Raw genomic sequence first — 26,815 nt, 5'->3', positions numbered from 1 at the left:
TTTGAGGATCTGGGTAAGAAGAAGCCAAAATCCTTTGCCGTGCGGCAGTACAAACTTTACAAGCTAGCTGCCGGCAAAACGGCCAAGTCAATCCTTATTTCCTGCGGTGCCCGGCTCGCACCCTTCGATATTCAGGAAGTCCGGGATGCCACCATGTACGATGAGCTGGAACTGGACAAGCTGGGCGACCGGAAAACGGCGCTGTTCCTTATCATGAGCGATACGGACAGCACCTTTAACTTTCTGATCTCCATGATCTACACCCAGCTTTTCAATCTGCTCTGCGACAAAGCCGATGATGTGTACGGCGGTAAGCTGCCCATCCATGTGCGATGCCTGATCGATGAGTGTGCTAACATCGGTCAGATTCCACAGCTGGAAAAACTGGTGGCTACCATCCGCAGCCGTGAGATCTCGGCGTGTCTGGTTTTGCAGACCCGCAGCCAGCTGAAAGCCATCTACAAGGACAACGCCGACACTATTGTCGGCAATATGGATTCGCAGATCTTCCTCGGCGGCAGTGAGCCTACCACCCTGAAAGATCTTGCCGAAGCACTCGGCAAGGAAACCATCGACAGCTACAACAATTCCGATACCCGTGGCAATAGCCCAAGCTATGGAACCAACTATCAAAAACTCGGCCACGAACTTATGAGCAGGGATGAACTGGCGGTGCTGGATGGCGGCAAGTGCATCCTGCAACTGCGGGGTGTGCGCCCGTTTTTGAGCGACAAGTACGACCTGACCCAGCACCCGAACTACAAGTACACCTCCGATTATGACCCCAAGAACGCCCTCGATATCGAGAAGTTCTTGAACCGAAAAGAAAAAATCCACCCGGATGATACCTTCATCATGGTGGATGCTGATTCACTCCCGCCCGCCTGATAAGACGAGCGGTTATTTTTTACCCATTGACCCAACAGGTACACCGGAGAATCAACCTTCGCCGTGGTTTTCGGCTTTTGCAAACGGATTTCAGGTGTGTGCAGGGTCGCTTTTTCAAAACAAAGGAGATTTTTCTATGGAATTCTTTAACAACGCAGTGGACGTTCTGAAGACTCTGGTGGTTGCTCTGGGTGCCGGTCTGGGCGTGTGGGGTGCCGTGAACCTCATGGAGGGTTACGGCGGCGATAACCCCTCCGCAAAGAGTCAGGGCATGAAGCAGTTCATGGCTAATTAAAGGGAACAAAAAGAAAGGAAGAGCACAATCCAGACGGTATCAGCGGCAGGCTACAAGAATAAATTGTGATTTCACAAGATTGATGTTATAATAAGAGAAAAGTTCCTGCCGGGGCAGCTGCCCCGGTGGTATGGATAGAAAGGCAGGAAAACAATATGCACATCAGCTATAAACCACTCTGGCACACACTGTTAGAGCGTGATATGAGAAAAGAGGATTTAAGGCTTGCCGCTGGTATGACAACAAATATGATTGCCAACATGAGCAAAGAGGGAAAGCACATCAGTATGGACACATTAGCCCGTATCTGCGAAACGCTGAATTGTGAGATTACCGATGTGATTGAGTTAGTACCAGACGAGCCTGCTTCCACAGGAGGTAAGGAACATGAGCGAATTGAAACCAAGAATAACGGAAAACGGAATTGATTATATCCTTGTCGGAGATTACTACATCCCAGATTTGAAACTGCCAGAAGAACACCGCCCCATCGGAAAGTATGGACGGATGCACCGGGAATATTTGAGAGAAGTCCACCCAGCCAGATTGAACACATTGATATTGACCGGAGAGCTATGGACATATCTTGCAGACCTGAACGAACAGGCACAGGAACGGTTAGACACCATCATGGAGCAGATGAAAATTGCCGAGGGCGTGACCGAGGACTTGAAGCGTACCCGTCAAATGGAATGGGTGCAGCGGTGCAATAATATCCACAACCGGGCAGAAGAAATTGTTTTGCATGAGATGATTTATTCATAACGGTATGATAGAATGATTATGACAAATCGAAATTTGTAGGAATAGGTATTCAGGAAAATATACAGAAAATCACGCATTTGTGGGGATGATACGAATCGTGTCATACATGTGAAAGAGCGATTCTTGCGTCATTTTACGCTTTTTGATAAGGTGAAATCGTCGAAAAGACAAACCAATATAGAAAGGACGTATAATGATGAAAAAGAATGGAAAACAAGTTTTATTTTTAGGAGGTATATTTATTATAGCGTTTGCAATATGGACAGCTTTGATCCAGATGGTAGACGTGCAGCCACTGGGGCAGAATGCAACGAATATTGGATTTGCAACATTCAATTGCTGGTTTCATCGTTTAACAAATGTTAATATGACAATTTATACGATTACCGATTGGATGGGTCTGATTCCTTTAGTTGTATGCCTGATTTTTGCAGGTATTGGACTGGTTCAGTTAATAAAGAGAAGAAGTCTCTTCAAAGTGGATCCCGATATCATTATCCTGGGAGTTTATTATGTTATAGTGATACTGGCATACTTCATTTTTGAGATCATCCCAATCAATTACAGACCAATTTTAATCAATGGAATTATGGAGGCTTCTTATCCTTCTTCAACGACTCTACTGGTATTGTGCGTGATGCCGACTTTGGTTGAACAGATCCAGCGAAGAATGTCATGTTCTACATTGAAAAGAATCATAACGATTCTAGCAATCGCTTTTTCTGCATTCATGGTTATCGGCAGATTGATTTCCGGAGTACATTGGTTTACGGATATTGTGGGTGGTGTATTGTTAAGTGCCGGATTATTTACTGTTTATAAGGCAGTAGTTATGCTAACAATAAAAAAGTGAAATAAAAAAGGAGGTGAAGGAGGTGGAATTCCATGAAAAGCTTCAGGAATTAAGAAAGAGCCGAGGTTTGACACAAGAAGAACTAGCCGAGGCATTATTTGTTTCAAGAACTGCAATTTCAAAATGGGAATCCGGAAGAGGATATCCGAGCATAGATTCATTAAAGGAAATATCCAGATATTTCTCTGTGTCCATTGATGAGCTGTTATCCGGAGATCAGTTGGTTTTGATTGCTGAAAAAGAAAACAAGTCAAATCTCAATGGTCTATGTGACTTGTTATTTGGATTTACCGATTTGCTCTCTTTGATGCTTATTTTTCTTCCATTGTATTCCAAACCGGTTGATGGATATATCTATTCAGTAAGTCTTATTGAGTATGTAGATAATGAAATTTGGATTCGTATGACATACTGGGGTCTTTTTATCGCATTAACGATTATTGGAATTGTGAATATTTTAATGGTCAATTTCAAATTTGAAAAGGGAAAAAAGGTGATTACTTTTTTGTCTGTAGGGCTTAGTATTATTACTGTTTTGTATCTGGCGATTGCGAGAGAACCATATGCAGTAACAGTGGCTTTTCTGTTGTTACTTATAAAAGGAGGTCTACTTTATAAACGAGCTATGGCCGGTCGATAAGGAGTTGAGCCATACAAATTCAAGTTTGTCGTTCTAAAAATTCAACTGAATAATCCCAGCAAAAACCGCTGCTACATGGAAGCTAACAAACCATGCAACAGCGGTTTTTCTTTACCGTTTTTTCCTTTGGCTGATAGGCGTGCTCATTTTCTTTGACTTTTTGAGAATCCGAATGAGCCAGCGAAATTCTTCATCTGACAGATTTTTATAGTTGATACCAAGTTGCTTGCAGTAAAGGACAACCAGCTTTTCATCCCGGCTGCCCTTGAAATTTTCGACCGCTTCCAGATTTTCTTTCAGTTCATCGGCAACGGTGGTCTGGGGTGCACTCTCACTGTCCTTTTTGTGGGCTTCCCGAATATCCCGGATAATGAGGTTGAGGTCATCCAGAACCATGTGACTAAAATACTCATCATCGCTGATATGGGCGGCTTGCAGCACTTTCAAATGCGGGTCATCTTCGCCGGGGCGATACCGTTCAATGATTTCATGCCGGACGGTATCGACAAGTGCATTGAGATTTTGAATCTGCATGGTGGCAATCCCGTCCACATAAATCTCAATGTCTGCAAGAAATTTGATAAAATCTTTATGGGTGGCAAGCTCACAGAGCAGACGGTTGTTAATCCGACCGCTTTTCAGGAGAGCAACCATCTCATCATTCAAATGCAGCTCCGTCAATGACGTGTTGATCTGCTCCCTGTTCTCTGTCCGGCACAGTAGATAATCAACGGAAACCCCATAGAAGTCTGCCAGCGTGATAAGGTTGCCATGATTGATTTCCTTAAAATCCTCTTTTTCATAACTTCCGAGAGCAGATTTGGAAATACCCGTCAGCTTTGATAGTTCTTCCAGATTTAAGCCTTTGTCCTTGCGGAGTTCCCAAAGGCGTTCCTGTATGCTTGTTGCTCCTTTCATGGGCGCACACTCCTTTCCGGCGGTTTCATTGCTGCCGCTTAACTGGATTATATCACACTTTCCGCAATCGTGGAAATTTCTGATTTTTACTCCTAATTCCTACTTTGTGGACATACGGCATAGGGCACAAAAATGTTCTATGATACAGGTAGTTCATCGATGGATTATTCCAATCGAATGACCAGCCTGTGTGGGATATGCTTCCCCGGCGATGTAGTGCCATGACTTTTGGCAGGGATGTGGAGGAACCCTGACCGAAACGAGCATACCAAAGGGAGCGATACGCCGCTGTGAGATTCAGGGGAGGAACGACACCGGGGAGAACTGGCGAACTGACACCGAAATGATACCGAAACACGACAATCTGATAGGGGGATAGTCTACCCTATCGCTGATACTTCGGGAGATTTTAGGCGGCTCTATGGCTGTAATTTTGCCGAAAATCGCCCCGAAACCATACACGAAAACGGGAGGAAGCGCAATATGCCGAGAATGAGCAAAAAGAGGAAACAGGAGCTTTCTTTTTACCTCAATGACCGGGGGCGTGTCACTTACAACGAATTATGCCGGAAATGCCAGCATGGGTGCAAGCAGAGCTTCCGGGCGGTTGTGATTGACTGCCCCCGTTATTTATCCAAACGAGCAAAGAAAAAGGAGGAACACACCGAATGAATTTTGAATTTATGACGATAGACACACCATTGCCGCCCTGTATGGCTTTTCCAAGAGCGTTGACAGGGTTTCCAGTCAGCAGCACCGCAAAGGTCATGTACTGCCGGATGCTGGACGCTATGCTCTCCAATGGGCAGGAGGACGAGAACGGAATCCTGTTTGTCTGCTTCCCTGTCACAGCCATTGCCGCAGTCCTGTCCCGCAGCTCTATGACGGTCAAGCGTTCTTTGAATGAACTGGAAAACGCCGGACTTATCATGCGGGTGCGTCAGGGCGTTGGAGAACCAAACAGGATTTATGTGCTGATACCGGGAAAGGAGGACGCTGCCCTTGCCTGATACCTCAAAGCTGGAAAAACTCAATCGGGAGTTGGAGAAAAGCGAAAAGAAACTGCGGAAAGCCATCAATGATGAAAAGGCATTGCAGCACCAGTTAAAGCAGCTTACCCGAAAGGAACGGACGCACCGGCTCTGTACTCGTGGCGGTATGCTGGAAAGTTTTCTGCAAGAGCCGGAACGCCTGACAGATGATGATGTCATGCTGTTGTTGAAACTCATTTTTCACAGGCAGGACACGCAGGAACTATTGAAAAAACTGCTGGAACGGGAGAAGCCGGAATCCCCTTAGTTTACTAAGGGCGCAATTATACACCACCCAAAGGTTGGTGCATTGCGTTCTCCGAAGGCTCCTCGCCGGAGGGCTGTGATTTTCCGCAGTCATGGTCTGCTCCAAATCATACAGGGGACGCTACGCTTCCCCTGCGCTGGCTGCCGCCAGCTACCCTTTTGTGTACTTGCCATCTGGGGACACCTTGCGTTGCAAGCTGTTCCCAGCCGACAAGTTTCATAAAATATGCTATCTTTTCGATAGCCAATGAAGTATAATGAAGATGACAACAAATCGGAATTTAAAAGGATGATGATATGATGGATAAATTAAAAAAGAACATGGTTTTCTACCTACTGTTGCTGATAGATTTTTATATCGTTCCTTGGTTTATAAAAAACACAGGAAGTGCAATGATTGTTATGTTAGTAATTATTCCTCTAATATGTTTAATAACCTCTGTTTTTTATGGGATTAGGAATGGTTTTAACTTCTGGTATATTTTGATTGTAGCAATAATGTTTGCGCCATCCATATTTATATTTTATAACTCAAGTGCATGGGTTTATGTAGTTGGATATGCTGTTATTGCATTATTGGGAAATTTAATAGCATTGCCATTAAGAAAAAGATAACTTCGAGTTTGTCAGCTTCACATCGGGTCAACTTGCCCCGAACTTTTACAATTAAATACCCGCCGCCCACATAGCGGCACACCGAGCAGGAAATCTGAAAAAGGTCTCCTGCTTTTTTTCTGCCCAAAATGAGGTGGTAAAACGCCACCCCGTCCACCAATTAGCGAAAGGAGGGACACGAAATGCCCTGTCCACACAACGAAATCACGATTGTTCAGCGCAGCCAGCGGCAGTCTGCGGTTGCCGCCGCTGCTTACCAGAGTGGTGAAAAGCTGTTCTGTGAATACGACCAGCAAGTGAAGCACTACCCGGAAAAGCGTGGTATCGTCCACAATGAGATTCTGCTCCCAGCAAATGCCCCGCCGGAGTATGCAGACCGTAATACCTTATGGAACGCCGCCGAAGCTGTGGAAAAACAATGGAACTCCCAGCTTGCAAGGAGGTAGGTGCTTACCATTCCAAGAGAGATACCACCCGACCAGTATGCTGTCCTTGTCCAGGAGTTTTGTGAGCAGCAGTTTGTTTCCAAAGGCATGATTGCTGATTTTGCAATCCATGACCCCCATCCGCCGGGACACAATCCCCACGCCCATGTTCTGCTGACTATGAGGGCAATGGACGAACATGGGAAATGGCTTCCCAAGAGCCGTAAGGTTTATGACCTTGACGAAAATGGGGAACGAATAAAACTTCCGTCCGGCAGATGGAAAAGTCACAAGGAGGATACGGTGGACTGGAACGACCAGAAGTATTGTGAAATCTGGCGGCATGAGTGGGAGGTCATCCAGAACCGCTATCTGGAAGCCAATGACCGCCCGGAGCGTGTGGACTTGCGTTCCTATGCCAGACAGGGGCTTGATATTGTCCCTACTGTCCATGAGGGGGCTGCTGTCCGGCAGATGGAAAAACGTGGTATCCAGACGAATATCGGCAACCTGAACCGGGAAATCAGAGCCGCCAACCGCCTGATGAAGTCCATCCGGCAGCTTATCCAAAACCTCAAAGGCTGGATTACCGAGCTGGGAGAAAAACGGAAGGAGCTGCTTGCACAAAAGGCGGCGGAGGAAGCGACACTTCTTCCCAATCTGCTGATGAAGTATATGGAGATACGAAAGGAAGAACGGAAGGACTGGACAAGGGCTGGACAGAACCGGGGAACTTCACAGGACTTAAAGGCAGTCAGCGAAGACCTGTCCTATCTCCGGCAAAAGGGGCTTTCCACTGTGGAGGACTTAGAAGCGTTTCTGGAATCTTCCGGGAAATCAGCCGCAGATTACCGCAATCAGATGAAGCCAAAGGAAGCCCGGAGCAAAGTGATTGACGGGATTCTTGCCAGCCGGACAGACTGCAAAGAATGTAAGGCTGTCTATGAGAAGTACCAGAAGATATTTTTTAAGAAAACAAAGGAGAAATTCAAACAGGAACACCCGGAGGTTGCCCGGTATGAGAAAGCCGCTGACTACCTTGCCAAGCACCCGGACGATAAGGACAGTACCCAAAAGGAGCTGCAAGAGGAGCAGGAAACGCTTCTCAGCGAAATCGCAGAACTGAAAGTACCGCTGACCGAGGTACAGGAGGATTTGAAGAAGCTGCGGGACATCCGCTACTGGGTACGGAAAGCCACACCCGGCACAGAAGAAAGCAAAGAGCCGCCCAAGAAGCAGCCTATCAAGGAAGTCTTGCAGGATAAGGCTGACGAGAAAAAAGCACAAAGAACTGTCCCGGCACAGACGAAACACAAACAACAGGATATGGAACTTTAACAGGCACTTGCCATTTTCAATCAGAGAATGTCAGGTGCTTTTTTGTTTTCAAGGAGGGATAGATTTGAATGTATTTGAAGCTGTGAAGCAGTCCGTCACAACAAGACAGGCTGCGGAGCATTATGGAATCCATGTAGGTCGGAACGGGATGGCTTGCTGCCCGTTCCATAACGATAAAACCCCAAGCATGAAGCTGGATCGGCGTTACCACTGCTTCGGCTGCGGTGCTGATGGGGATGTGATTGATTTTACCGCCGCCCTGTATGGGCTGGGAAAGAAAGAAGCCGCCGTACAACTGGCACAGGACTTCGGGCTTTCCTATGAGGACTGGAAACCGCCGGGAAAGGCAAAAAAGCCCAAGCCCCGGCAGAAATCCCCGGAGGAACAGTTTCAGGAAGCAAAAAACCGTTGCTTCCGTATCCTTGCCGATTATCTCCACCTGCTCCGGGCATGGAGAAAGGAATATGCCCCGCACTCCCCGGAGGAAGCCTTTCATCCCCGGTTTGTGGAAGCCTTACAGAAGCAAGCCCAAGTGGAATATCTGCTGGATGTGCTTCTGTTCGGGGAAACAGAGGAAAAAGCGGCTTTGATTACGGACTACGGAAAGGATGTGATACAGCTTGAACAGCGAATGGCAGAGCTTGCAGCCGCAGACGCAGCAAGAACTAAAAAACACCATGAACGCCATGCAGCCGCCCCAGAGCATTGAGGAAATCAAGGCGGGGCTGGAAACTACCGAGAAAGGCGGTGTGCGTCAGAGCATACGGAACTGCCTGACCGTATTCCAGCGTGACCCGCTGCTCTCCAGGGCTATCGCATACAACATCCTGACTGACCGCAAGGACATCATAAAGCCCATCGGTTTTCACAGGGAAAGCACCGCCCTGAACGATACGGACATGAAGTATCTGCTTCTTTATCTGGAAGAAACCTATGGGCTTACCAATGAGAAAAAGATTGATAACGCCATCGGGATTGTGGCGAATGAAAACAAGTACCATCCCATCCGGGACTATTTAAGCGCCCTTGTGTGGGACGGTACAGAACGAATCCGTTTCTGCCTGCGGCACTTTCTGGGGGCTGACGCAGACGATTACACCTATGAAGCGTTGAAGCTGTTCCTGCTGGGTGCAATCTCACGGGCCTTTCAGCCGGGGTGCAAGTTTGAAATCATGCTCTGTCTGGTAGGCGGTCAGGGGGCTGGCAAGTCCACCTTCTTCCGTCTGCTGGCAGTCCGGGACGAGTGGTTCTCCGATGATTTGCGGAAGCTGGACGATGACAATGTGTACCGCAAGCTGCAAGGTCACTGGATTATCGAAATGTCGGAAATGATGGCAACCGCCAACGCCAAGAGCATTGAGGAAATCAAGTCATTTTTAAGCCGACAGAAAGAGGTCTACAAGATACCTTATGAAACCCACCCGGCAGACCGCCCCCGTCAGTGCGTGTTTGGCGGCACTTCCAATGCCCTTGACTTCCTGCCCCTTGACCGTTCCGGCAACCGCCGCTTTATCCCCGTCATGGTGTACCCGGAGCAAGCCGAGGTTCACATTTTGGAGGACGAAGCTGCTTCCAGAGCCTATATCGAGCAGATGTGGGCGGAAGCGATGGAGATTTACCGAAGCGGCAGGTTCAAGCTGGCTTTCAGCCCCGCCATGCAGCGGTATCTCAAAGAACACCAACGGGATTTTATGCCGGAGGACACCAAAGCCGGGATGATACAGGCGTATCTTGATAAGTACACCGGGAGTATGGTCTGCTCCAAGCAGCTCTACAAGGAAGCCTTGAACCATGCCTTTGACGAGCCGAAGCAATGGGAAATCCGGGAAATCAACGAGATTATGAACCAGTGCATTTCCGGCTGGCGGTACTTCCCGAACCCAAGAATGTTTTCAGAATATGGCAGACAAAAGGGCTGGGAGCGTGAAAACCCGGCAACGGACTCCGGCAACCCGTCTGAAAAAACGATGGACGGTTTTGTGGAGGTCACAGAACAGATGGAGCTTCCATTCTGAAAATGACAGCCCGTTGCACCCCCTGTTGCTATCCCGTTGCCGAGCCGGTTGCCGGGGAAAATCCCGAAACTATCGGCTTTTCTCCCCTATGACAACCAAAACAACAGAAAAATAAAAGAAAAGTATAAATAGTAACCATCGCCAGATTGAGATTGTTTGCAAGGTCTTTTGAAGCCCGTTGCCGGACTTCGTTGCCGACACCCTCTGTCTGGCTATTTTCATGTATGGAGGATAACTGCCTATGGCAAAAAACAAAACAGAGATTCATGTTACAACGGTGTTTGACGGGGAACTGGACGCAACCGATGTGTTCGTCAGCCTGATTTCCCAGAAATATGGAAAGACAAATACAAAAGAATATCTTGCTAAAAAGAAAGATTTGAAGTATAATGAAGATGAGGTTCAAAAGAGCCAGATACCGTCTGGATTGTGTGGGTAAATGGCTATGATGAACGAAATGGAATATAGAACAATCGGAAAGGCACTTGCCGGGGGCTATCGTGCAGCGGTCTATTGCAGGCTGTCAAAGGACGATGACCTACAAGGCGAAAGTGCCAGTATCGCAAACCAGCGTGATATGCTGGAAAAATACTGCGAAAAGCAGGGATGGGAGGTTGTGGCAGTCTATCAGGACGATGGTTTCACAGGTCTTAATATGGAGCGTCCTGATTTACAGAGAATGTTGAGAGCCATTGAGCGCAGGCAGATCAACCTTGTCATCACGAAAGACCTCAGCCGTCTGGGGCGTAACTATCTGCAAACCGGGCATTTGATTGAGGACTTTTTCCCAAGAAACGGTGTCCGCTATATCGCCATGAATGACGGTATCGACACCCTGCGGGATAACAACGATATTGCCCCGTTCAAGAATATCCTGAACGAGATGTACAGCAAGGATATTTCCAAGAAAGTCCATTCCTCTTATCTTCTGAAAGCGCAGAAAGGACAGTTTACCGGGTGTCTTGCCCCGTTTGGGTATCGGAAAGACCCGGAGGACAAAAACCATCTGCTCATTGACGAGGAAACCGCCCCGATTGTGCGGCTGATTTTCGGATATGCCCTAAACGGTCATGGTCCGAACTATATCCGCAGACGGCTGGAGGAAGAAAAAATCCCCTGCCCCACATGGTGGAACCGGGAACGGGGGCTTCGCAATACCCGCACCAAATGGGAAAAGAAAGACCCGGAAAACGGGCGGTATATGTGGGACTTCTCAGTTATCAAAGACCTTTTGATGAATCCCGTCTACACCGGGGCGATTGCTTCCCAGAAAAAGGACTACCGTTTCAAAATCGGCACGATTGGGGAAAAGAAGCCGGAGGACTGGATTGTGGTGGAGGGACAGCATGAACCGCTGATTGACCGCATGAGCTTTGACATTGTGCAGAACAAGCTGAAATCCCGCCAGCGTCCGGGGCAGACCAATGAAATCAGCCTGTTTGCCGGACTGATAAAATGCGGCGAGTGTGGGAAGTCGCTGACGATACGCTACACAAACGCAAAACATCCCCAGCAGATTTATTCCTGCAAGACCTACAATGCCTTTGGAAAGAACCACTGCACCCAGCACCGGATTGACTATGACACCCTTTACAGCCATGTGCTGCGGAAAATCAGGGAATGTGCCAGAGCTGCCCTGATGGACGGGAAAGCGGTTGCCGACCGCCTGACTAATACCTGTGAAGCCGAGCAGCGGGAACAGCGGGAAGCAATGGAACGCTCCCTTACAAGGGACGAGGAACGGATTGAGGTTCTGGATAAAATGGTCATGCGGCTTTATGAGGATATGATTGCAGGGCGTATCAGTGAGCAGAATTTCAACACCATGCTGGAAAAGACACAGACCGAGCAGACGGAGCTTAAAGCAAAAGTGTCCGAGGGCAGGAAGCGGCTGTCCGATGAAGCCCAGCTTGCCAATGACGCAAAACAATGGGTGGAAGCCATTCAGGAATATGCCAACATCACAGAGCTGGACGCAGCCACCCTTAACCGCTTAATCAAAGAAATCGTCGTGCATGAGCGCATTGACGAAGATAAAACAAGACACATTTCTATCGAAATTCATTTTAATCTCAAACCCATCCCGGAGGTGGAACAGGTCACTGCCTGACCTGTCCCGCCGGGACGATTCTCTTAAAAACACCATATAGATTTTTTGTACGCCGCCGCCCGCCATCGAGCAGAGTTTTACACCTAATTGGGGATAAAACAGCTGATGGCTGGCGGCGGTGTTGCCCTGATTGGTATCACCCTGATTCCCCTGCTGAGCGGTCTGTTCGGCTGATCTTTTCCGGGCGGCGATTGCCGCCCCGTACATATTTACTTGCAAGTGTTTCCAGCCCCTCCGTGGCAAACGGATTCTTATTATAAAGTGGAAACGCATTGCAAATCGAATGTTCACTGTTACTTGAAAGGAAGGCGATTTTTATGCAGATTCTGACTCACCTTATTTTTTTGCTTAACCTGCTCAAGACCCTGATCAACCATTTTTCCTGATGGGTGGTGGCGCTGAGTGGAAACCGTTCTCAAAGCGATCTCAGATTGGATAAAGTCGCTGCTGACAGCGGCGATCATGTCCAATCTTTCCGGCCTGTTCGATGATGTGAACACCCAAGTGGGCAGCATCGCCCAGCAGGTCGGCACCAAACCATCCAGTTTTGAACCGCGCGTTTTTGCTATGATCGAAGCCCTCTCCCGGAATGTGGTGCTGCCCATTGCAGGCATAATTTTGACCTTCATTGCCTGTTATGAGCTGATAGAGATGATCACCCAGCACAACAACATGGCACAATTTGAGCCTGCACTGTTGATGAAATGGATCTTCAAAACTGCCATTTCGGTCTGGATGATTTCCAACACCTTCGACATCATCATGGCGGTGTTCGATGTGACGCAGCAGGTGGTGGCAAATTCCAGCGGCATTATTTCCGGCAACACACGGGTCAACGACATCGGGCTTTCCATGCTGCAATCCAGCATGATGCAGATGGACGTAGGCCCCCTGTTCGGGCTGTTCTTGCAGTCCTTCTTCATCGGTATCACCATGCGCATCCTGTCCATCGTGATTTTCGTCATCGTCTACGGAAGAATGATTGAGATCTACATGATGGTCAGTCTGGCTCCGGTGCCCATGGCAACATGGGGCAACCATGAGCAATCCCATGTTGGACAGAACTATCTTCGTTCTCTGTTCGCGCTGGGATTTCAAGGTTTCCTGATCCTGATCTGCGTGGCGATCTACGCTGTTCTGCTCCAGAATGTTGCAATATCCGGGGATGCCATCAACTCGATCTGGAGCATCGTGGGGTATACCGTGCTGCTCTGCTTCTCGCTGTTCAAGACCAGCTCTGTCGCCAAAACTCTGCTGGGTGCCCATTGATTCGGAGGTGAAATTTTGGCAGCTTATATTTCCGTGCCGCGCGATTTCAGCAAGGTGAAGTCCAAAGTAGCCTTCAACCTGACCGCCCGGCAGCTCGTCTGTTTTGGTGCAGCGGCAGTCGTAGGCGTGCCGCTGTTCTTTGTTCTGCGGGACACCGCTGGCAATTCCGGTGCTACCCTCGGCATGATGGCGGTGATGCTGCCCATGTTTTTTCTGGCCATGTACCAGAAGAACGGTCAGCCCGCCGAAAAGATCCTGCGGTACTACCTTCAGGCGCGTTTTATTCGTCCGAAGGTGCGTCCGTACCAGACCCGCAATTACTATGCACTGCTTATGAAGGGAGATGACACCCATGATTCCGTTTCTGAAAAAGAATAAAGACGGCAAAAAGCCGCCCAAGCCCACAGTGCCCCGCACGGCACAGGAGAGCATTCCGTTCCAGCGGATGTTTGAGGACGGCACCTGCCGTGTCCGTCCCGGCTACTACACCCGCACCATCCAGTATCAGGATATCAACTATCAGTTGGCGCAGCAGGAGGACAAGACCGCCATCTTTGAGGAATGGTGCTCTTTTCTCAACTTTTTCGACAGCTCTATCCACTTTGAACTGTCTTTCGTGAATACCGCCACCGATTCGGCAGACTTCGAGAAGTCCATCCGCATCCCGTACCAGCAGGATGGCTTTGATGATGTGCGAGCCGAGTACAGCCAGATGTTGCGGCAGCAGCTTTCCAAGGGAAACAACGGCCTGACGAAAACAAAGTTTCTGACCTACGGCATCGAGGGCGACAGCATGGCGCAGGTCAAACCTCGGTTGGAGCACATCCAGAACGACCTGATGAACAACTTTCACAGGTTGGGCGTTCTGGCAAAGCCGTTGGACGGTACGGAGCGTCTGCGGCTGATGCACGGGATGCTGAACATGGATGGAGCCAACAAGTTCCACTTCAACTGGAAAGACCTTGTGCCCAGTGGTCTGTCCGTAAAGGATGCCATTGCCCCCACTGCGCTGGCGTTTAAGAACAGCCGCACCTTTCAGATGGGCGGCATCTTCGGAGCGGTCAGCTTTCTGAATATCACGGCTTCTGACCTGAGCGACCAGTTGCTGAAGGATTTCCTTGATATGGATTCCAGTCAGATCGTTACCATGCACATCCAGTCCGTTGACCAGAACAAGGCCATCAAAACCATCAAGCACACCATCACGGAACTGGACCGCAGCAAAATCGAAGAGCAGAAAAAAGCCGTCCGCGCAGGATACGATATGGACGTGCTGCCGTCTGATTTGGCAACCTACGGCAGAGATGCCAAGGCACTTTTGAAGGAATTACAGAGCCAGAACGAGCGGATGTTCCTTGTCACTTTTCTGGTGCTGAACACCGGCAAGACCGAGCAGGAACTGGAAACCAACGTGTTTCAGGCAGTCAGCATTGCCCAGAAGCACAACTGCGAATTATGCCGCCTTGATTTTCAGCAGGAGCAGGGGCTTATGTCCTCGCTGCCGCTGGCAGACTGCCAGATCGAGATCCAGCGGGGTCTGACCACCAGCAGCACGGCAATTTTTGTGCCGTTTACCACGCAGGAGTTGTTCGACAACGGCAAGGAAAGCCTGTATTATGGCTTGAACGCTCTGTCCAACAACCTGATTATGGTTGACCGCAAAAAGCTGAAGAACCCCAACGGTCTGATTCTGGGCACTCCCGGTTCCGGTAAATCCTTCAGCGCAAAGCGTGAGATCTGCAATGCGTTCCTCGTGACGGACGATGATATTATCATCTGCGACCCGGAATGTGAGTACGCTCCGCTGGTGGAGCGTCTGCATGGGCAGGTCATCCACATCAGCCCTGCCAGCACCCAGTATATCAACCCGATGGACATCAACAGCAACTATTCGGAAGAGGATAACCCGCTGGCTTTGAAAGCCGACTTTGTGCTATCCCTGTGCGAACTGGTGGTGGGAGGCAAAGAAGGCTTGCAGCCGGTGGAAAAGACGGTCATTGACCGCTGCGTCCATGTGATCTATCGCAAGTATTTCGAGAATCCCACCCCGGAAAATATGCCGCTGTTGGAAGATCTGTACAACGCCCTGCTGACGCAAGATGAACCGGAAGCCCGCCATGTGGCGGCTGCGCTGGAAATCTACGTCAAGGGCAGTCTGAACATTTTCAACCACCACACCAACGTGGATATCAATAACCGCATCGTCTGTTTTGACATCAAACAGCTTGGCAAGCAGCTGAAAAAACTCGGTATGCTCATCGTGCAGGATGCTGTGTGGGGGCGTGTCACCGCCAACCGTAGTGCCGGAAAATCCACCCGGTACTATGCAGACGAGTTCCACCTTTTGCTGAAAGAGGAGCAAACTGCGGCATACAGCGTTGAAATTTGGAAGCGTTTTCGTAAGTGGGGTGGCATCCCGACAGCCCTAACGCAGAACGTCAAAGATCTGCTGGCAAGTCCTGAAGTATCGAATATTTTCGAGAATTCGGACTTTGTGTATATGCTCAATCAGGCCAACGGAGACCGGCAGATTCTCGCAAAGCAGCTCAACATCTCGCCCCATCAGCTTTCCTATGTGACCCACTCCGGCGAAGGTGAGGGGCTGCTGTTTTTCGGTAACGTGATCCTGCCCTTTGTTGACCACTTCCCGAAAGACCTTGAACTCTACCGCATCCTTACGACCCGCCTTTCCGAAGTTGCGGAGGCGCAAAAGCATGAGTGAGAAACAGCCGAAGCTGAAATTCGAGGAGGAAAAGGAGCGCACGGCTACGCGCTCCCCTCCGAAAAAGTCTAAAGTGGAGCAGACGGTGCCCAAAAAGAAAAAGCTGAAACTGGATGCAGATAAGGCTGCGGAAAAGGCACAGCATCTGCGGTTTGGCAAGGCGGAACTGACCCCGGACGAGTTGAGCCGGTTGAGCAAGGCGCAGAAGCGTGAAATGTACGCCGCCCATGCCGCTCGCTCTGCGGTGCACCGGGAAGTTGACCAGTACGAGGATGACAATGTAGGCACACAGGCGTTGAGCGAGGGCGAAAAAGCGGCAGGAAATGTCCGGGACGTTTCCAAAAGCCGCTATGCCCGGAAGCTCAAGAAAAAAGCCAAGACACAGGGCAAGAAAGGCTCCAAAACCGCAAGATCTTCTGCACAGGAGCCGACTGCAGCACAAGATGCAGGCACATCCGGCACTGGCGAGGGCGGCTCCAACTGGCTTTCCCGGTGGCGGCAGAAACAGGACATCCGACAGAGCTACTATGCCGCCGCCCGATCGGGCACGGCGGCGCAGACCGCAGGCGGCAAAGCGGCATCCAACGGTGCATCTGCCGCCCGGTCCGGCGTGGAACAGGCGGTGGAGAAAGGCAAAACTGCCGTCAGCACCGCCGTAAAGGGGCTGATGAATGCCGCCAAGGGCAACGCACACGTTCTGGTGATCGTGGGCGTTTTTCTTTTGCTCATCCTCATGGTGATGTCCGGCTTTTCCTCCTGCGGCATCCTCTTTTCCGGCGGCACACAGGTGTCCGGGCAGACCATGTACTCTGCTGAGGACAGGGACATCCGGGGCGCAGAACAGGATTACAAGAAGCTGGAAAAGGAACTGGATAAGAAAATCAAGCGCACCCCCGCCGACCACCCCGGCTACAACGAGTACCAGTATCACCTTGACCCCATCGAGCATGACCCGTGGCAGCTCACTTCGTATTTGACCACACTCTACGACGACTACACCCGGTCAGAAGTGCAGGGCAAACTGAAGGAAACTTTCAAAAAGCAGTACAAGCTGACCACATGGGAGGAGGTGCAGATACGGTATATGACTGTCTGGGTCATCAGCCCGTTGGGAATCCCGGTTCCCACGCAGGTGCCCTATGAGTACCGCATCTTCCACACCAAGCTGGTCAATCGTGGCTTGGAGGTGGTCATCCGGGAAGAATTGAATGCCGACCAATGGAAACGGTACGAGATCTTTCAGGACACCTTGGGCGGTCGGCCATATCTGTTCAACGGCGGACTGCCGCCCGGTGGCTCCGATGGCTCCGGCACACCGGGTATCGACTATCAGGTTCCGGCAGAAGCCCTGACGGATGAGGAGTTCGCCGCCATCTACAAGGAAGCCCAAAAGTATGTTGGCACACCCTACGTCTGGGGCGGCTCCACCCCGGAAACCGGGTTCGATTGCAGCGGCTATGTCTGCTGGGTCTACAACCAGAACGGCTACGATGTAGGGCGCACCACCGCCAACGGCTTGTGGAACAAGAGCCAGCACATCAGCGAGTCAGAAGCAAAGCCCGGTGACCTTGTTTTCTTCGAGGGAACGTATGATACCCCCGGAAAAAGTCACGTTGGAATCTACCTTGGCAATGGCATGATGGTCAGTGCCGGAGACCCCATCAAGTACGCAAACATTCACTCGTCCTACTGGCAGAAATATCTGTCCGGTTTTGGACGGCTTTCAAAATGATTGGAGGAGTTTTATGAGCGAAAAATCGGATAAGCTGCGGGCGATGCTGGAAAAAGAGAAGGAACGCCGCATCAAACTGAACAACCGCATCGAGATTCTGGAGCGGCGCATTCAGGAGGAGGATTCCGCCGAGGTCAACGAGATGGTGCGGACTGCAAAGGTCACGCCGGAACAGCTTGCTGCTCTGCTGCGGCAGTCCGCAACCGCCACCCCGACCCCGGCTGCGCTGTCTGCCGTGGGTGCAACTTTTGAGAAGGAGGTCGATGCAGATGAAGATTAAGAAACTGGGTGCGCTGCTGGTATCGGCGGCACTGTGTGCTGGCATGGCGGCTCCCGCTTTTGCCTTTGAAGGCGAAGCTGCCCCCGTGGAGCAGCCTGTTCTGCCGGAAGTGGTGGAGGAAGATGTTGTCACCGTCACGGACGAAACCTCTGGTGCCCTGACCCCGGAGGGCAACCTGACGCTGGTGGACGATTACCACACATCCTACTCGGACGGCTCTGGCCAGCAGTTCATTACGCTGGTGTCAAAGTCGGGAGCCACCTTCTATCTGGTCATTGATAGGAATAGTAAAGGGGCGCAGACCGTCCACTTTATGAATCTGGTGGACGAAGCCGACCTGCTGGCGCTGATGGAAGAAGATGCCGCCGATGCCTATACCGCTGAAAAAGAAGCGGCGGCGCAGGCGGAACAGGACAGGCTGAAAGCCGAGGAAGAAGCCAAGAAAGCTGCGGAAGAAGCGGCAGCATCCGGCACGGAACAGCCCAAGGAAAACAAGGTCACAAAGATCGCATCCGGCTTTCTGGGCGTAGTCGTGCTGATTGCGCTGGCGGCAGGCGGCGGCTTCTACGCTTTCGCAAAACAGAAGCAGAAAAAGCAGGCCGAAATAGAAGCCCTTGACCCCGATGCAAACTACACCGAGGACAAGGGCGATTTTGAGATTCCTACCGATATGCCGGATGAGGGCGAAGCCCCGGACGAGCAGGACACCGAACCCATCTGATTTCAAGGCGGCATTTGCCGCCGTACATATTGCAATCCGAAACAGATTGGAGGGAACGCTTATTTTAATTCTAGTTGTAGCAGAAAAGCCCTCGGTTGCCATGTCCTACGCCAAAGTCCTCGGTGCCACCAGCCGTCAGGACGGCTACCTTGAAGGGAACGGCTATCTCGTCAGCTGGTGCGTTGGTCATCTGGTGGAACTGGCACCGCCCAATGTCTACGATGCCAAATACGTCAAGTGGAGCATTGCAGATTTGCCCATCCTACCGCAGAAGTGGCAGTATCTGGTGTCTGCCAGCACCAAAAAGCAGTTTGGCATCCTGCAAAAACTCATGCACCGCCCGGATGTGGACAGCGTGATCTGTGCTACGGATGCAGGATAGTGCGGTTGGGTGACTCAAGAGAAAGAAAAAAGAGACCTCATCTCGTCAAAAAACTAAATCATAAAAGCATCAAAGAGGGCATTCAAATGAAACAAAATCGAATTTTTGACCAGAATAGTTCTCAAAAAGCACGTTCTTGGCACTATAATATGGACACCAACCGAGCGGAAGCCCAGTTCGCTGATGGCTCTGCCATTGCCATTGACTGCCTTGCCATCGAGGACGAATACGGCAATACCCCGGCACAGCGAGCTGAACTTGATTGGCTACTATACAACAAGCCCTTGGAGTGCGTCCAGCTTGTGCTGAGTGGTGAGATTGAGCATTATCTCTCACTTGGCTGTGACCATGGCAAACTGAAAGACTAACCTCTAAATAGGCCAAACAACCCGCTACTTGCAGTCGCTGCAAATGGCGGGTTGTTTGCTTATTTTAAGTTTTTCCTTTGCTCATAGTAGTGCAAAATCAATGTAGTGCAAAATCAATGGCCCAACGGTCAAAGAAATCACAAATATCAGGCAAATCTACTGGTTTCTTATAAATGTCATTCTAAAATTCAATGGATTTTGCTATTTCTAGCACTTGTTTTTTCGACACGAAAGTCGATTTAACCCTATATTTTATGTATCTCTCGATGATTTCAAGTTTGCCATTTTGGGGGCTTGATTATTGAGAAAATTCTAAATTCCAAAAAGGTCTATCATTTTCATCAATCGCATCGTTATTGAGAATAAGCACTGCACCACCACTTAACAGAGGAGGCAGCTGTAAATAGCTTATATTATTTATTGAGAAAATGAAACGCTATTGCAACAGTTGAATACTGTATATTTTATCAAATTGATACGGATCTGATAGCAACACCTTACCGTTTGATATCACAAGAATGCTTTCGCCTTCTTTAAGATACGACAACTGAAGATTTCCTTTCAAGTAGTTTGATACGCCATAAATTATATAATTGTCATCCGTATCATATAATTGATTTTTTGCAGTCGCATAAATACAATTGTTCTTCAGGTCAACTTCTTCAATTATAAGTTCCGATTTTTTTCTTCCGAATGTATTCGATTGAAATAGAATGCAGAGAACCACTGCCACAAATGCTATGCCAACCATAATCTTCCGTTTGCATTTCATTTTATCAACCTCTGTATGAAAGGAACAGCGTATAAAGCGATTGTGTTATTCTCAATGCCCCTGTATAAGAAGTTGGATATGAAGAACCATCAATTGTGCTTCCATCTTTATGGATTCCGATAGCTACACACCCAGCTCCAGAAATATATTCTACAAGAGGACCACCACTAAAGCCACCTGTCAAATCCCAATCGCCCTTGAGATATTTTGAAGTCTGACTTCTAATATACCCAGAAGATTTACACATCCGATATCTCGCATCGGCACCATTTATTTGGCTCGGATAGCCATAAGCATACACCAACTGTGATGATGAATAATTGCTAGACTGCCAATGTAACCCAAGCCATCCCGTTTTCGTTCCTAAATTATTCTTGAGCGTAATAATCGCCCAATCCTCCGAACTTGTTCCAGCAAGATAAGAATCACTAACAATCATCGAACTTGCCGATACATTTTCGCTTCCAAAAGGTTTACTATTATCAGATCGAGCAGGTGCGACATTTACCGACTTAACGTAGGCTTTTTCCTTTATACTGTATAGATTATGTGCTGCTGTTGCAAGTGCATTAGGCCCAATCATAAATCCAGAACCATAATTTGTCCCTCCATTATTGGTCGTTATCTGTAGGCATACCGTACTACAATATGGTGTTGCCGTTGGATTATCAACAACAGTGATATCATTGCTTCCGATAATCGCATACAGATCGGATAGATCAATATCCGAAATCTTTCCATTTGGAAAATAGCCTGCAGTTGTCTCTCCATCCGTGAAGGAATTGGTTTCAACTATAATTTCCTCTATAGATTCTTCTTTTGTATCAAAATCGTATCTATGGTATCTCTCGATATGAGATTTGCTTCCATCACTTTGATTATCTGCAAAAGCAGTCAGCCCAGAGTTAAGCTCCATTGAAGAAAGAGCCACAATCCCACTTGCTTTCAAAAAAATTCTACGAGATATTTTTTCACTAGCTATTTTAATTTTCCTTCTTTACTTTTAGAGTATACACAAGATTTCTTATACATCAGTTGCTCTGCATTGGAAACACCTCCGTAAAATTTTTCATACGTTAGAGCCATCCTTATTTTAGATTTCAACTTTTACTTTCGCAAAAAAATAAATACCACTGATTTTTTATCCAATAGCCGTGCTAAGATTTATCTCTATGGGATTCAACACATGCGTCTGCTGGCACAACCAAGCCCAATTGTTCACTGTAGTAGTAAACAAGTCGTCATAGTTGTTGTCATATGCAAAATCAAATGTGTCATGAACGGTAATCAAGTAATACATTATAGAATTACCAATCATGAAGCCTGTTCCAGAGGTGCTTACCCTATGCAATGCATAGAATAAATCTGCATTATCAGACTTTTGAATTGTAAAAGACCAACTTCCTCCACTAAAATCTTTCAAGCCACTATTAAGTACTTTGTTTTTATAATTATTAAAAACTGTTGTCGTGTTTAACTTGTCAAGCAATGGCGTCGAAGAATCCGTCACACTCTCAGAATAGTCAATATTATATACAGAGAATTCAACCATAAGAGCCGCACATTCATATCCCTTATCCCGTGCAATTTGCGCAGCTGCCAACCATGCAAGCTGTGTATTATTTAACAAATTTCCAGATGCACGTGTTTGATCTTCATCTTTCATCTTATCGATAAACTTATTTAATTCATCTATCGACATTCCCGAAAAATCAACATGATACTTATCATTCATGCTTTGAATAACAGGATTGCTAGCTTTACGGCTGCTTATGTTAGCAGCATAAGACACAGTATTTATCGAAAACAAAAAACACACTGAAAGAATTAATGATACGAACCTCTTCATAACGAACCTCCTTAAATTCTGTACTCTACTATATAAATTGTGTGCTTCTCATCATCCCAGACAACGAGACTAAAATTCACATCTTCAGAATGTAAAAGCAATGTATTCATTTCGGCTTCCGAGCGTAGTTCCTTATGCTGACTATTATCATAAAGAAAAAAATTTCCACTTGCAATTTCAGGAATCACAAAATCTAATCCAAAATATGACGACACATTTTTTAATATAGAAGATATGGTTGGAGAATCATTAATTTTCTCCCATGAATCGAGTTGATGAATAATTTTGGCTGCATCCACATCGTAGTATACCGCTAACATTATCCCATCATTTTGCAATCCGCCATAAGCCTCATATATCAACGATTCAGAGTATGTTGCTTTTCCAATTTTGAATTGTTTCAAATAATCTCGTTTTTCATATTTGCTTTTTCTTCCAAGCATAAAGCCCAAAAGCAAGCACAGTGCGACTATAGCTAGGTATCGGATAACTCGCGTTGGTCTCGCCTTTATAATTACCTCACACCTTTCTAACTTGCTGAAATATATAACAAACTCCACTTATCTACTGGTACTTCCGGTAATGGTTTCGCTCCGTCCATCGGAATAGCTAAAGGTCGCAGAATACTCAAGCCTATAAGATTTTCCGGGCTTAGTGTTAAAGCTACTGCTCACCATGCAGGTTGAGGTCGTGCTGCTGTTTGAGCAGCTACTTACTTTTTGCCATGTTCCAATTGTCCCCTTTTCATAGAGAACGCCTGAAACGCTGATTTTCTTTACTCCAGTTCGAGTCTGGGCATCAACCTGATAGTATGTTTGGTAAATAGATCCGTTGACCGTACTATCGCCTACATACCGTTCAGACTTTTCAGCGGCCATTGCGGTGCAGGCAAAGCTCAAGAGAATCACCGCTGAAACAACAATGGACAACAAACGCTTTTTCGACATAGACATACACCTCCGTTTTTTTGCTCCCATCAAGAGCCTTTGTATAATCAACGCAATTCGCATTCGCTTCGTTTCAATTTTCAGGAGAAAATTTTTCAAATTTTCCATCTTTGTAAGTTCAGACAAAAAGAAAGCCAGACATTTGTGAACTCTCACAAGTGTCCAGCTTTCTTAACGGATACCTTCCGCAATTTTCATAATCTCATCGTATGGAATGTTTCCCATAACGGTATGTGTAATCCCCCGATGTTCCCAACTTAGAGTATAAACATTCTTTCCATGTTCATCCGTACTGGTTCCAAGTACACCATCTGCTTCTCCGACCTTTACGGTTTCGTACACTGTATGCTCATTATCAAACAGGGACTGCTGCCCTGGCTGGATAATTGAGCAACGGACTGTGTAGCTTTCCTCTGTTTCTTTTGACGAGTAAACATGTAAAAAGTTTTCTGCTCGCTCAAATTTCTGCACATCGTCCATTTCAAAGCCGTTCGGCACATAATGGTCGCTGTATCCATCCGGGAGCCACTCCAGCGGTTCGCCATCCACCTGATAAGTCAGCTGCATCTCAATGGGCAGAAATTTTTGAATCATCGTATAGACTGCCCTGCGGAAATCAGCGCTGACCGCAAGAGCACCAACCGTCAGCATTACGAGTGTCAATGCCGCAATTAGTACTCGTTTCAACACTGGGTGGTGCTTTTTCTTCTTTAAGGCCTCTGTCATTCGTTCGTCCCATTGGGACGTATCTGGGTAGATTTCCTCAAACTGCTTTGGCGTTGGAAGCGAATCCAGTTCTCTTTGCGCATCTGCACGAAGTGCCATCATCAAAGCCGCATCAAATGAAATGTCTGTCCGCTCACTCATGGCTGTTCATCTCCTTCCATAATAGTTTTCGTCCTCGAAAGAGCCGTGTTCGTACCACTTCATCCGTTAATCCCAGCGATTTTGCAATCTCACGGTTTGTATATCCCATTGCCAAAAGGCGTAGCGGATCACGGTACATCGGTTTCATTTGGCCAATCAGTTCTGTTAGACGTTCAATGTTATCGGTGCTAACTGCTGCATCATCCGGCACCGGAGCGGCATCTGGTTCGTTTGGGACATCTTCCAGCAATTCTTCTCGTTGTTTGCGAAGCATATCATATGCACGGCTTCTACTACAACTAACGAGATAAGCAGCGAGTTCGTGACAGTTTTCTCGATGAATTTTAGAAAAATTTTTTGCAACGTACAAAAATACCTCTTGTAGCACATCCTCTGCCAGATACGAATCATCCATGATTTTGTAAGCGGTATGGTAAACCAGCCGTTTGTATGTATTGTACACCTCGGTAAAATCTTCTTCAAAGTTTCGATCATCAAGCACACTTAGATATAACGCAAGCAACGCAGTCACCTCTATTCACATTGATTGTGTGTAGTGTACCACGAACCAATAAAAATGTCGAATACAACCAACTTTTGAAAAGGAGCGTGATGCCATTGACCCAACCGAAAACCGATCTCGCCTATCTCCGCAGCGAGAAAGCCAAAGCAGAACAGCAGCTGCGCTACTACCAGCACCGGGAGAAAATTCTGGAACACCAGATACCGGAGCTGACCCGCAAGGCCCGTGTGCATCGGCTGTGTACCCGTGCCGGAATGCTGGAAAGTTTTCTGATTGCGCCGGAAGAACTCACCAACGATCAGGTGATGGAGCTGCTGAAAATTGCGTTCCGTCAGCCGGAAGTTGCGCTGGCTCTTGCAAAGATGATTCACGACCTGCACGAAAGCCGCAGCGTTCCGCACCCTTTAGAATAAAGACCTGCTAATAAAAGTCAAGCCCTAAAATAAGAAAATTCGCCAACCAACCGCTGCCCATGACAAACAGCATTCAAATGCTAGTCAAAACACAGCGAGGGCGACGGAGGGGATAGCAAAGCAAGCCCAGCCAGCCCTCGCAAAATCAGGATAGCATTTGAATGCTTCGGTTTGTCAAGGGTTCGCTGCGCCAGCTAAGTGGTTCTTTGGATTTAGCTCAGGCTCAAGAGGAAATTACGTCCAAAAACAAATATCCATGCTTACTGTGAGCGTTCGGAGTCCATTACAGCTTTCACTTTAGCGTAGTAGATTCGTAAGAACTTGTTGGCCGAAGCCATCATGTAAACTTTGTAGGGCTTTCCCTCTGAGCGCTTTTTGTTCATGAACTGAAAAACAGGTTCATCCTGTGGCTGTGTTTGCAAAATAACAGTCATAATCAGAAAAAGTGTTCTTCGCAAAACTGCTGAACCAACTTTGCTGATTCCTTTGTCATTCCCAACGACCTTGCCAGAGTCGTTTGGCTGCGGCTCAATTCCCGCAAAAGCAATGAGAGATTTCTTGGAGGAAAAGCGGCGGACATCTCCGATTTCGGCCATCAGCTGAGGGCCGAGAGAAGGGCCGACGCCGTACATTTCCATCACGGTGTCAAATTCAGGAAGCTGCTGAGAGAGTCGAAGCATTTCCTGCCGGAATGCAGCAACTGACTGAGATACGGCTTTCAATTGAGCGACCTGTTGCTGGATAAGGAGTTTTGAGGTGGGCGATTTCGGAAGAGAAGCGGAATTAACGGCACAGGCATAGATCTCGTCCGATTTTGAACGAGTGAAAACGTATCCGTGTTTCTGGCACCACTTCAGATATTTTTTGGCAAAAGCATTCGCAGAAAGACTTGAAACGCACTCGCTGTGCCAGAAGTCCCCAATAAAATCGACCCATTTCTCGCACCCATTGTTTTTCACGGGGCTTGAAAACAATTTATTTGCATCTGGAAAGGTCAGGTCAAGAGATGAAATCAGATTATTCTTCAGCATAGTACGAATCGCTACGGCCTGCTGGTATTGGCGATAACAATTTTTCAAAGCCAGCCGGGTATCATCTTCTGGAAGGTACTGCCGCAGCCGTGTCCACTTGTCGAGCGTATAGTTGGCGATTTTAACAGCGTCTTTTTTGTCCGTCTTGACACGTCTTAAACTGTTGTTGTCGTAGTCGTGAATTAGAACAGGGTTGACTACGGAAACAAATAAGCCCGCATCGTGTAAAACGAAAGCAACCGGTTTGTGGTAATTCCCGGTGGCTTCCAGAACAACGCGGGTCTCTCCGTCCAGAGCTTTGAGCTTCTCCGCCAGATCGTGCAGGTTCTGGGCGGTATGTAAAACTTCAAAAGGTTCGAGTACCACTTCTCCGAAGGGGCGCATAACACAAACCATGCTCTTCCCTTTGGAAACGTCAATGCCTACTGCGTTCATGATCTTTCCTCCATTTTTTGTATTTGCAACCGGAATCCATCTTTACTCGTTGCCGATTCAATCTATTGGGTGACACGAACGCTCCGCTTGGCGGTGGCTCAACCTGCTTAAAACGAATGCTACAACAAGAGAGATGGCGAACTGTCTTTGTTGCGGGCGTAACTGCCCAGGGCGCAATGCGTCAGCCGATTACTCTCTTATTGTAACTTAGGTACGAGTTGGAATGGAATATGGCTGGCTACCATATCCGGTCCCAACCCTATTGTAATAGGGCGCAATTATACACCGTTCCGGTGAAATTGCGGTCTTGCAGACGGCTCGATGAAATCGAAGCTGGCGTTTGT

Annotated in this window: 30 protein-coding genes and 3 pseudogenes; 25 read left to right on the top strand and 8 right to left on the bottom strand. The window is 48.0% G+C overall.

Annotated elements, in window-relative coordinates:
• The 6 genes from GKG34_RS14815 to GKG34_RS14790 all read left to right on the top strand — a co-directional run.
• Positions 1-888: VirD4-like conjugal transfer protein, CD1115 family (locus tag GKG34_RS14815; protein ID WP_173015265.1), on the top strand; the 888-nt coding region annotated here is incomplete at its 5' end.
• Positions 889-1,024: 136 nt separating this feature from the next.
• Complete coding sequence (locus GKG34_RS14810; RefSeq protein WP_154256720.1) at positions 1,025-1,183, top strand: Maff2 family mobile element protein; 159 nt, start codon at positions 1,025-1,027, stop codon at positions 1,181-1,183.
• Between the two features lie 155 nt (positions 1,184-1,338).
• Complete coding sequence (locus tag GKG34_RS14805; RefSeq protein WP_002593556.1) at positions 1,339-1,611, top strand: helix-turn-helix domain-containing protein; 273 nt, start codon at positions 1,339-1,341, stop codon at positions 1,609-1,611.
• Positions 1,571-1,948 carry a TnpV protein gene (locus tag GKG34_RS14800; protein WP_097786109.1) on the top strand — a complete coding sequence of 126 codons (378 nt, stop codon included), beginning with the start codon at positions 1,571-1,573 and terminating at the stop codon, positions 1,946-1,948. The genes GKG34_RS14805 and GKG34_RS14800 overlap by 41 nt, the downstream gene beginning before the upstream one ends.
• 193 nt (positions 1,949-2,141) lie before the next feature.
• The gene (locus tag GKG34_RS14795) at positions 2,142-2,801 is read left to right on the top strand and encodes a phosphatase PAP2 family protein (RefSeq protein WP_005929954.1); all 660 of its coding nucleotides are present in this window, start codon (positions 2,142-2,144) and stop codon (positions 2,799-2,801) included.
• A gap of 22 nt (positions 2,802-2,823) precedes the next feature.
• Complete coding sequence (locus GKG34_RS14790; RefSeq protein ID WP_035393372.1) at positions 2,824-3,441, top strand: helix-turn-helix transcriptional regulator; 618 nt, start codon at positions 2,824-2,826, stop codon at positions 3,439-3,441.
• Positions 3,442-3,552: 111 nt separating this feature from the next.
• Here the strand turns inward: GKG34_RS14790 and GKG34_RS14785 are convergent, their stop codons facing one another.
• Positions 3,553-4,359 carry a helix-turn-helix transcriptional regulator gene (locus GKG34_RS14785; protein WP_097786108.1) on the bottom strand — a complete coding sequence of 269 codons (807 nt, stop codon included), beginning with the start codon at positions 4,357-4,359 and terminating at the stop codon, positions 3,553-3,555.
• A 483-nt stretch (positions 4,360-4,842) separates the two neighbouring features.
• Between GKG34_RS14785 and GKG34_RS14780 the strand changes: the two genes are divergently transcribed.
• The 18 genes and pseudogenes from GKG34_RS14780 (at position 4,843) to GKG34_RS14690 (ending at position 19,634) form a co-directional block, all read left to right on the top strand.
• On the top strand, positions 4,843-5,031 hold the full coding sequence (locus GKG34_RS14780) for a hypothetical protein (protein WP_003020302.1): 189 nt from the start codon (positions 4,843-4,845) through the stop codon (positions 5,029-5,031).
• Entirely contained in the window at positions 5,028-5,369 is a 342-nt protein-coding gene (locus tag GKG34_RS14775; RefSeq protein ID WP_005930726.1) for a DeoR family transcriptional regulator, read from the top strand. The genes GKG34_RS14780 and GKG34_RS14775 overlap by 4 nt, the downstream gene beginning before the upstream one ends.
• The gene (locus GKG34_RS14770) at positions 5,362-5,658 is read left to right on the top strand and encodes a DUF3847 domain-containing protein (protein ID WP_055191803.1); all 297 of its coding nucleotides are present in this window, start codon (positions 5,362-5,364) and stop codon (positions 5,656-5,658) included. Before GKG34_RS14775 ends, GKG34_RS14770 begins: the two co-directional genes overlap by 8 nt.
• A 296-nt stretch (positions 5,659-5,954) precedes the next feature.
• Positions 5,955-6,272, top strand: a complete 318-nt coding sequence (locus GKG34_RS14765) for a hypothetical protein (protein WP_081023733.1) — start codon at positions 5,955-5,957, stop codon at positions 6,270-6,272.
• 182 nt (positions 6,273-6,454) lie between these two features.
• Positions 6,455-8,035: pseudogene (mobQ, locus tag GKG34_RS14760) on the top strand (MobQ family relaxase).
• Positions 8,036-8,099: 64 nt separating this feature from the next.
• Entirely contained in the window at positions 8,100-8,744 is a 645-nt protein-coding gene (locus GKG34_RS14755; RefSeq protein ID WP_154256718.1) for a CHC2 zinc finger domain-containing protein, read from the top strand.
• Positions 8,713-10,050: a virulence-associated E family protein gene (locus tag GKG34_RS14750; protein ID WP_154256703.1), complete on the top strand. Its 1,338-nt coding sequence runs from the start codon at positions 8,713-8,715 to the stop codon at positions 10,048-10,050. Before GKG34_RS14755 ends, GKG34_RS14750 begins: the two co-directional genes overlap by 32 nt.
• Before the next feature lie 241 nt (positions 10,051-10,291).
• A complete protein-coding gene (locus tag GKG34_RS14740; protein WP_004612761.1) occupies positions 10,292-10,489 on the top strand; it encodes a hypothetical protein in 198 nt (65 codons plus the stop codon).
• A complete protein-coding gene (locus GKG34_RS14735; RefSeq protein WP_154256701.1) occupies positions 10,490-12,160 on the top strand; it encodes a recombinase family protein in 1,671 nt (556 codons plus the stop codon).
• 90 nt (positions 12,161-12,250) lie between these two features.
• Positions 12,251-12,334, top strand: a pseudogene (locus GKG34_RS14730) (Maff2 family protein); the annotation flags it as partial.
• Between the two features lie 228 nt (positions 12,335-12,562).
• A complete protein-coding gene (locus GKG34_RS14725) occupies positions 12,563-13,429 on the top strand; it encodes a VirB6/TrbL-like conjugal transfer protein, CD1112 family (RefSeq protein ID WP_316541760.1) in 867 nt (288 codons plus the stop codon).
• A gap of 15 nt (positions 13,430-13,444) precedes the next feature.
• Positions 13,445-13,807, top strand: a complete 363-nt coding sequence (locus GKG34_RS14720) for a PrgI family protein (protein ID WP_154256697.1) — start codon at positions 13,445-13,447, stop codon at positions 13,805-13,807.
• Entirely contained in the window at positions 13,782-16,151 is a 2,370-nt protein-coding gene (locus GKG34_RS14715) for a VirB4-like conjugal transfer ATPase, CD1110 family (RefSeq protein WP_154256695.1), read from the top strand. The genes GKG34_RS14720 and GKG34_RS14715 overlap by 26 nt, the downstream gene beginning before the upstream one ends.
• The gene (locus GKG34_RS14710; protein ID WP_154256693.1) at positions 16,144-17,883 is read left to right on the top strand and encodes a CD1108 family mobile element protein; all 1,740 of its coding nucleotides are present in this window, start codon (positions 16,144-16,146) and stop codon (positions 17,881-17,883) included. The genes GKG34_RS14715 and GKG34_RS14710 overlap by 8 nt, the downstream gene beginning before the upstream one ends.
• Positions 17,884-17,896: 13 nt before the next feature.
• Positions 17,897-18,163: a DUF4315 family protein gene (locus GKG34_RS14705; protein WP_005930771.1), complete on the top strand. Its 267-nt coding sequence runs from the start codon at positions 17,897-17,899 to the stop codon at positions 18,161-18,163.
• The gene (locus GKG34_RS14700; protein ID WP_154256691.1) at positions 18,147-18,884 is read left to right on the top strand and encodes a DUF4366 domain-containing protein; all 738 of its coding nucleotides are present in this window, start codon (positions 18,147-18,149) and stop codon (positions 18,882-18,884) included. The genes GKG34_RS14705 and GKG34_RS14700 overlap by 17 nt, the downstream gene beginning before the upstream one ends.
• 61 nt (positions 18,885-18,945) lie before the next feature.
• Positions 18,946-19,263, top strand: a pseudogene (locus tag GKG34_RS14695) (toprim domain-containing protein); the annotation flags it as partial.
• Positions 19,264-19,352: 89 nt separating this feature from the next.
• A complete protein-coding gene (locus GKG34_RS14690) occupies positions 19,353-19,634 on the top strand; it encodes a DUF6061 family protein (RefSeq protein WP_015536560.1) in 282 nt (93 codons plus the stop codon).
• Positions 19,635-20,410: 776 nt separating this feature from the next.
• Here GKG34_RS14690 and GKG34_RS14685 read toward each other — a convergent pair.
• From GKG34_RS14685 to GKG34_RS14660, 6 genes are all read right to left on the bottom strand, one after another.
• Complete coding sequence (locus tag GKG34_RS14685) at positions 20,411-21,337, bottom strand: trypsin-like serine protease (RefSeq protein ID WP_347563469.1); 927 nt, start codon at positions 21,335-21,337, stop codon at positions 20,411-20,413.
• A gap of 210 nt (positions 21,338-21,547) precedes the next feature.
• Positions 21,548-22,255 (bottom strand): hypothetical protein, encoded by a 708-nt coding sequence (locus tag GKG34_RS14680; RefSeq protein WP_015536562.1) that lies wholly within the window; start codon positions 22,253-22,255, stop codon positions 21,548-21,550.
• An 11-nt stretch (positions 22,256-22,266) separates the two neighbouring features.
• Positions 22,267-22,659, bottom strand: a complete 393-nt coding sequence (locus tag GKG34_RS14675) for a hypothetical protein (protein WP_223383318.1) — start codon at positions 22,657-22,659, stop codon at positions 22,267-22,269.
• Positions 22,660-22,815: 156 nt separating this feature from the next.
• Positions 22,816-23,202 carry a hypothetical protein gene (locus GKG34_RS14670; protein ID WP_223383317.1) on the bottom strand — a complete coding sequence of 129 codons (387 nt, stop codon included), beginning with the start codon at positions 23,200-23,202 and terminating at the stop codon, positions 22,816-22,818.
• Positions 23,203-23,373: 171 nt separating this feature from the next.
• Positions 23,374-24,069 carry a DUF4367 domain-containing protein gene (locus GKG34_RS14665; protein ID WP_005924698.1) on the bottom strand — a complete coding sequence of 232 codons (696 nt, stop codon included), beginning with the start codon at positions 24,067-24,069 and terminating at the stop codon, positions 23,374-23,376.
• Entirely contained in the window at positions 24,062-24,601 is a 540-nt protein-coding gene (locus tag GKG34_RS14660; RefSeq protein WP_223383315.1) for a sigma-70 family RNA polymerase sigma factor, read from the bottom strand. The genes GKG34_RS14665 and GKG34_RS14660 overlap by 8 nt, the downstream gene beginning before the upstream one ends.
• Positions 24,602-24,681: 80 nt before the next feature.
• On the opposite strand from GKG34_RS14660, the gene GKG34_RS14655 reads away from it, so the two are divergent.
• Positions 24,682-25,005, top strand: a complete 324-nt coding sequence (locus tag GKG34_RS14655) for a DUF3847 domain-containing protein (protein WP_005924694.1) — start codon at positions 24,682-24,684, stop codon at positions 25,003-25,005.
• A 260-nt stretch (positions 25,006-25,265) separates the two neighbouring features.
• Here GKG34_RS14655 and GKG34_RS14650 read toward each other — a convergent pair whose 3' ends face one another.
• Positions 25,266-26,471 (bottom strand): IS110 family transposase, encoded by a 1,206-nt coding sequence (locus GKG34_RS14650; protein ID WP_117554713.1) that lies wholly within the window; start codon positions 26,469-26,471, stop codon positions 25,266-25,268.
• Positions 26,472-26,815: the final 344 nt, after the last annotated feature.

This window comes from Faecalibacterium sp. BIOML-A4 (assembly GCF_009679665.1).
GTDB classification, from domain to species: Bacteria; Bacillota; Clostridia; order Oscillospirales; family Ruminococcaceae; genus Faecalibacterium; species Faecalibacterium taiwanense.
Note: the sequence above shows the minus strand (reverse complement) of the source record. Positions and strands in the feature narration are given on the sequence as shown.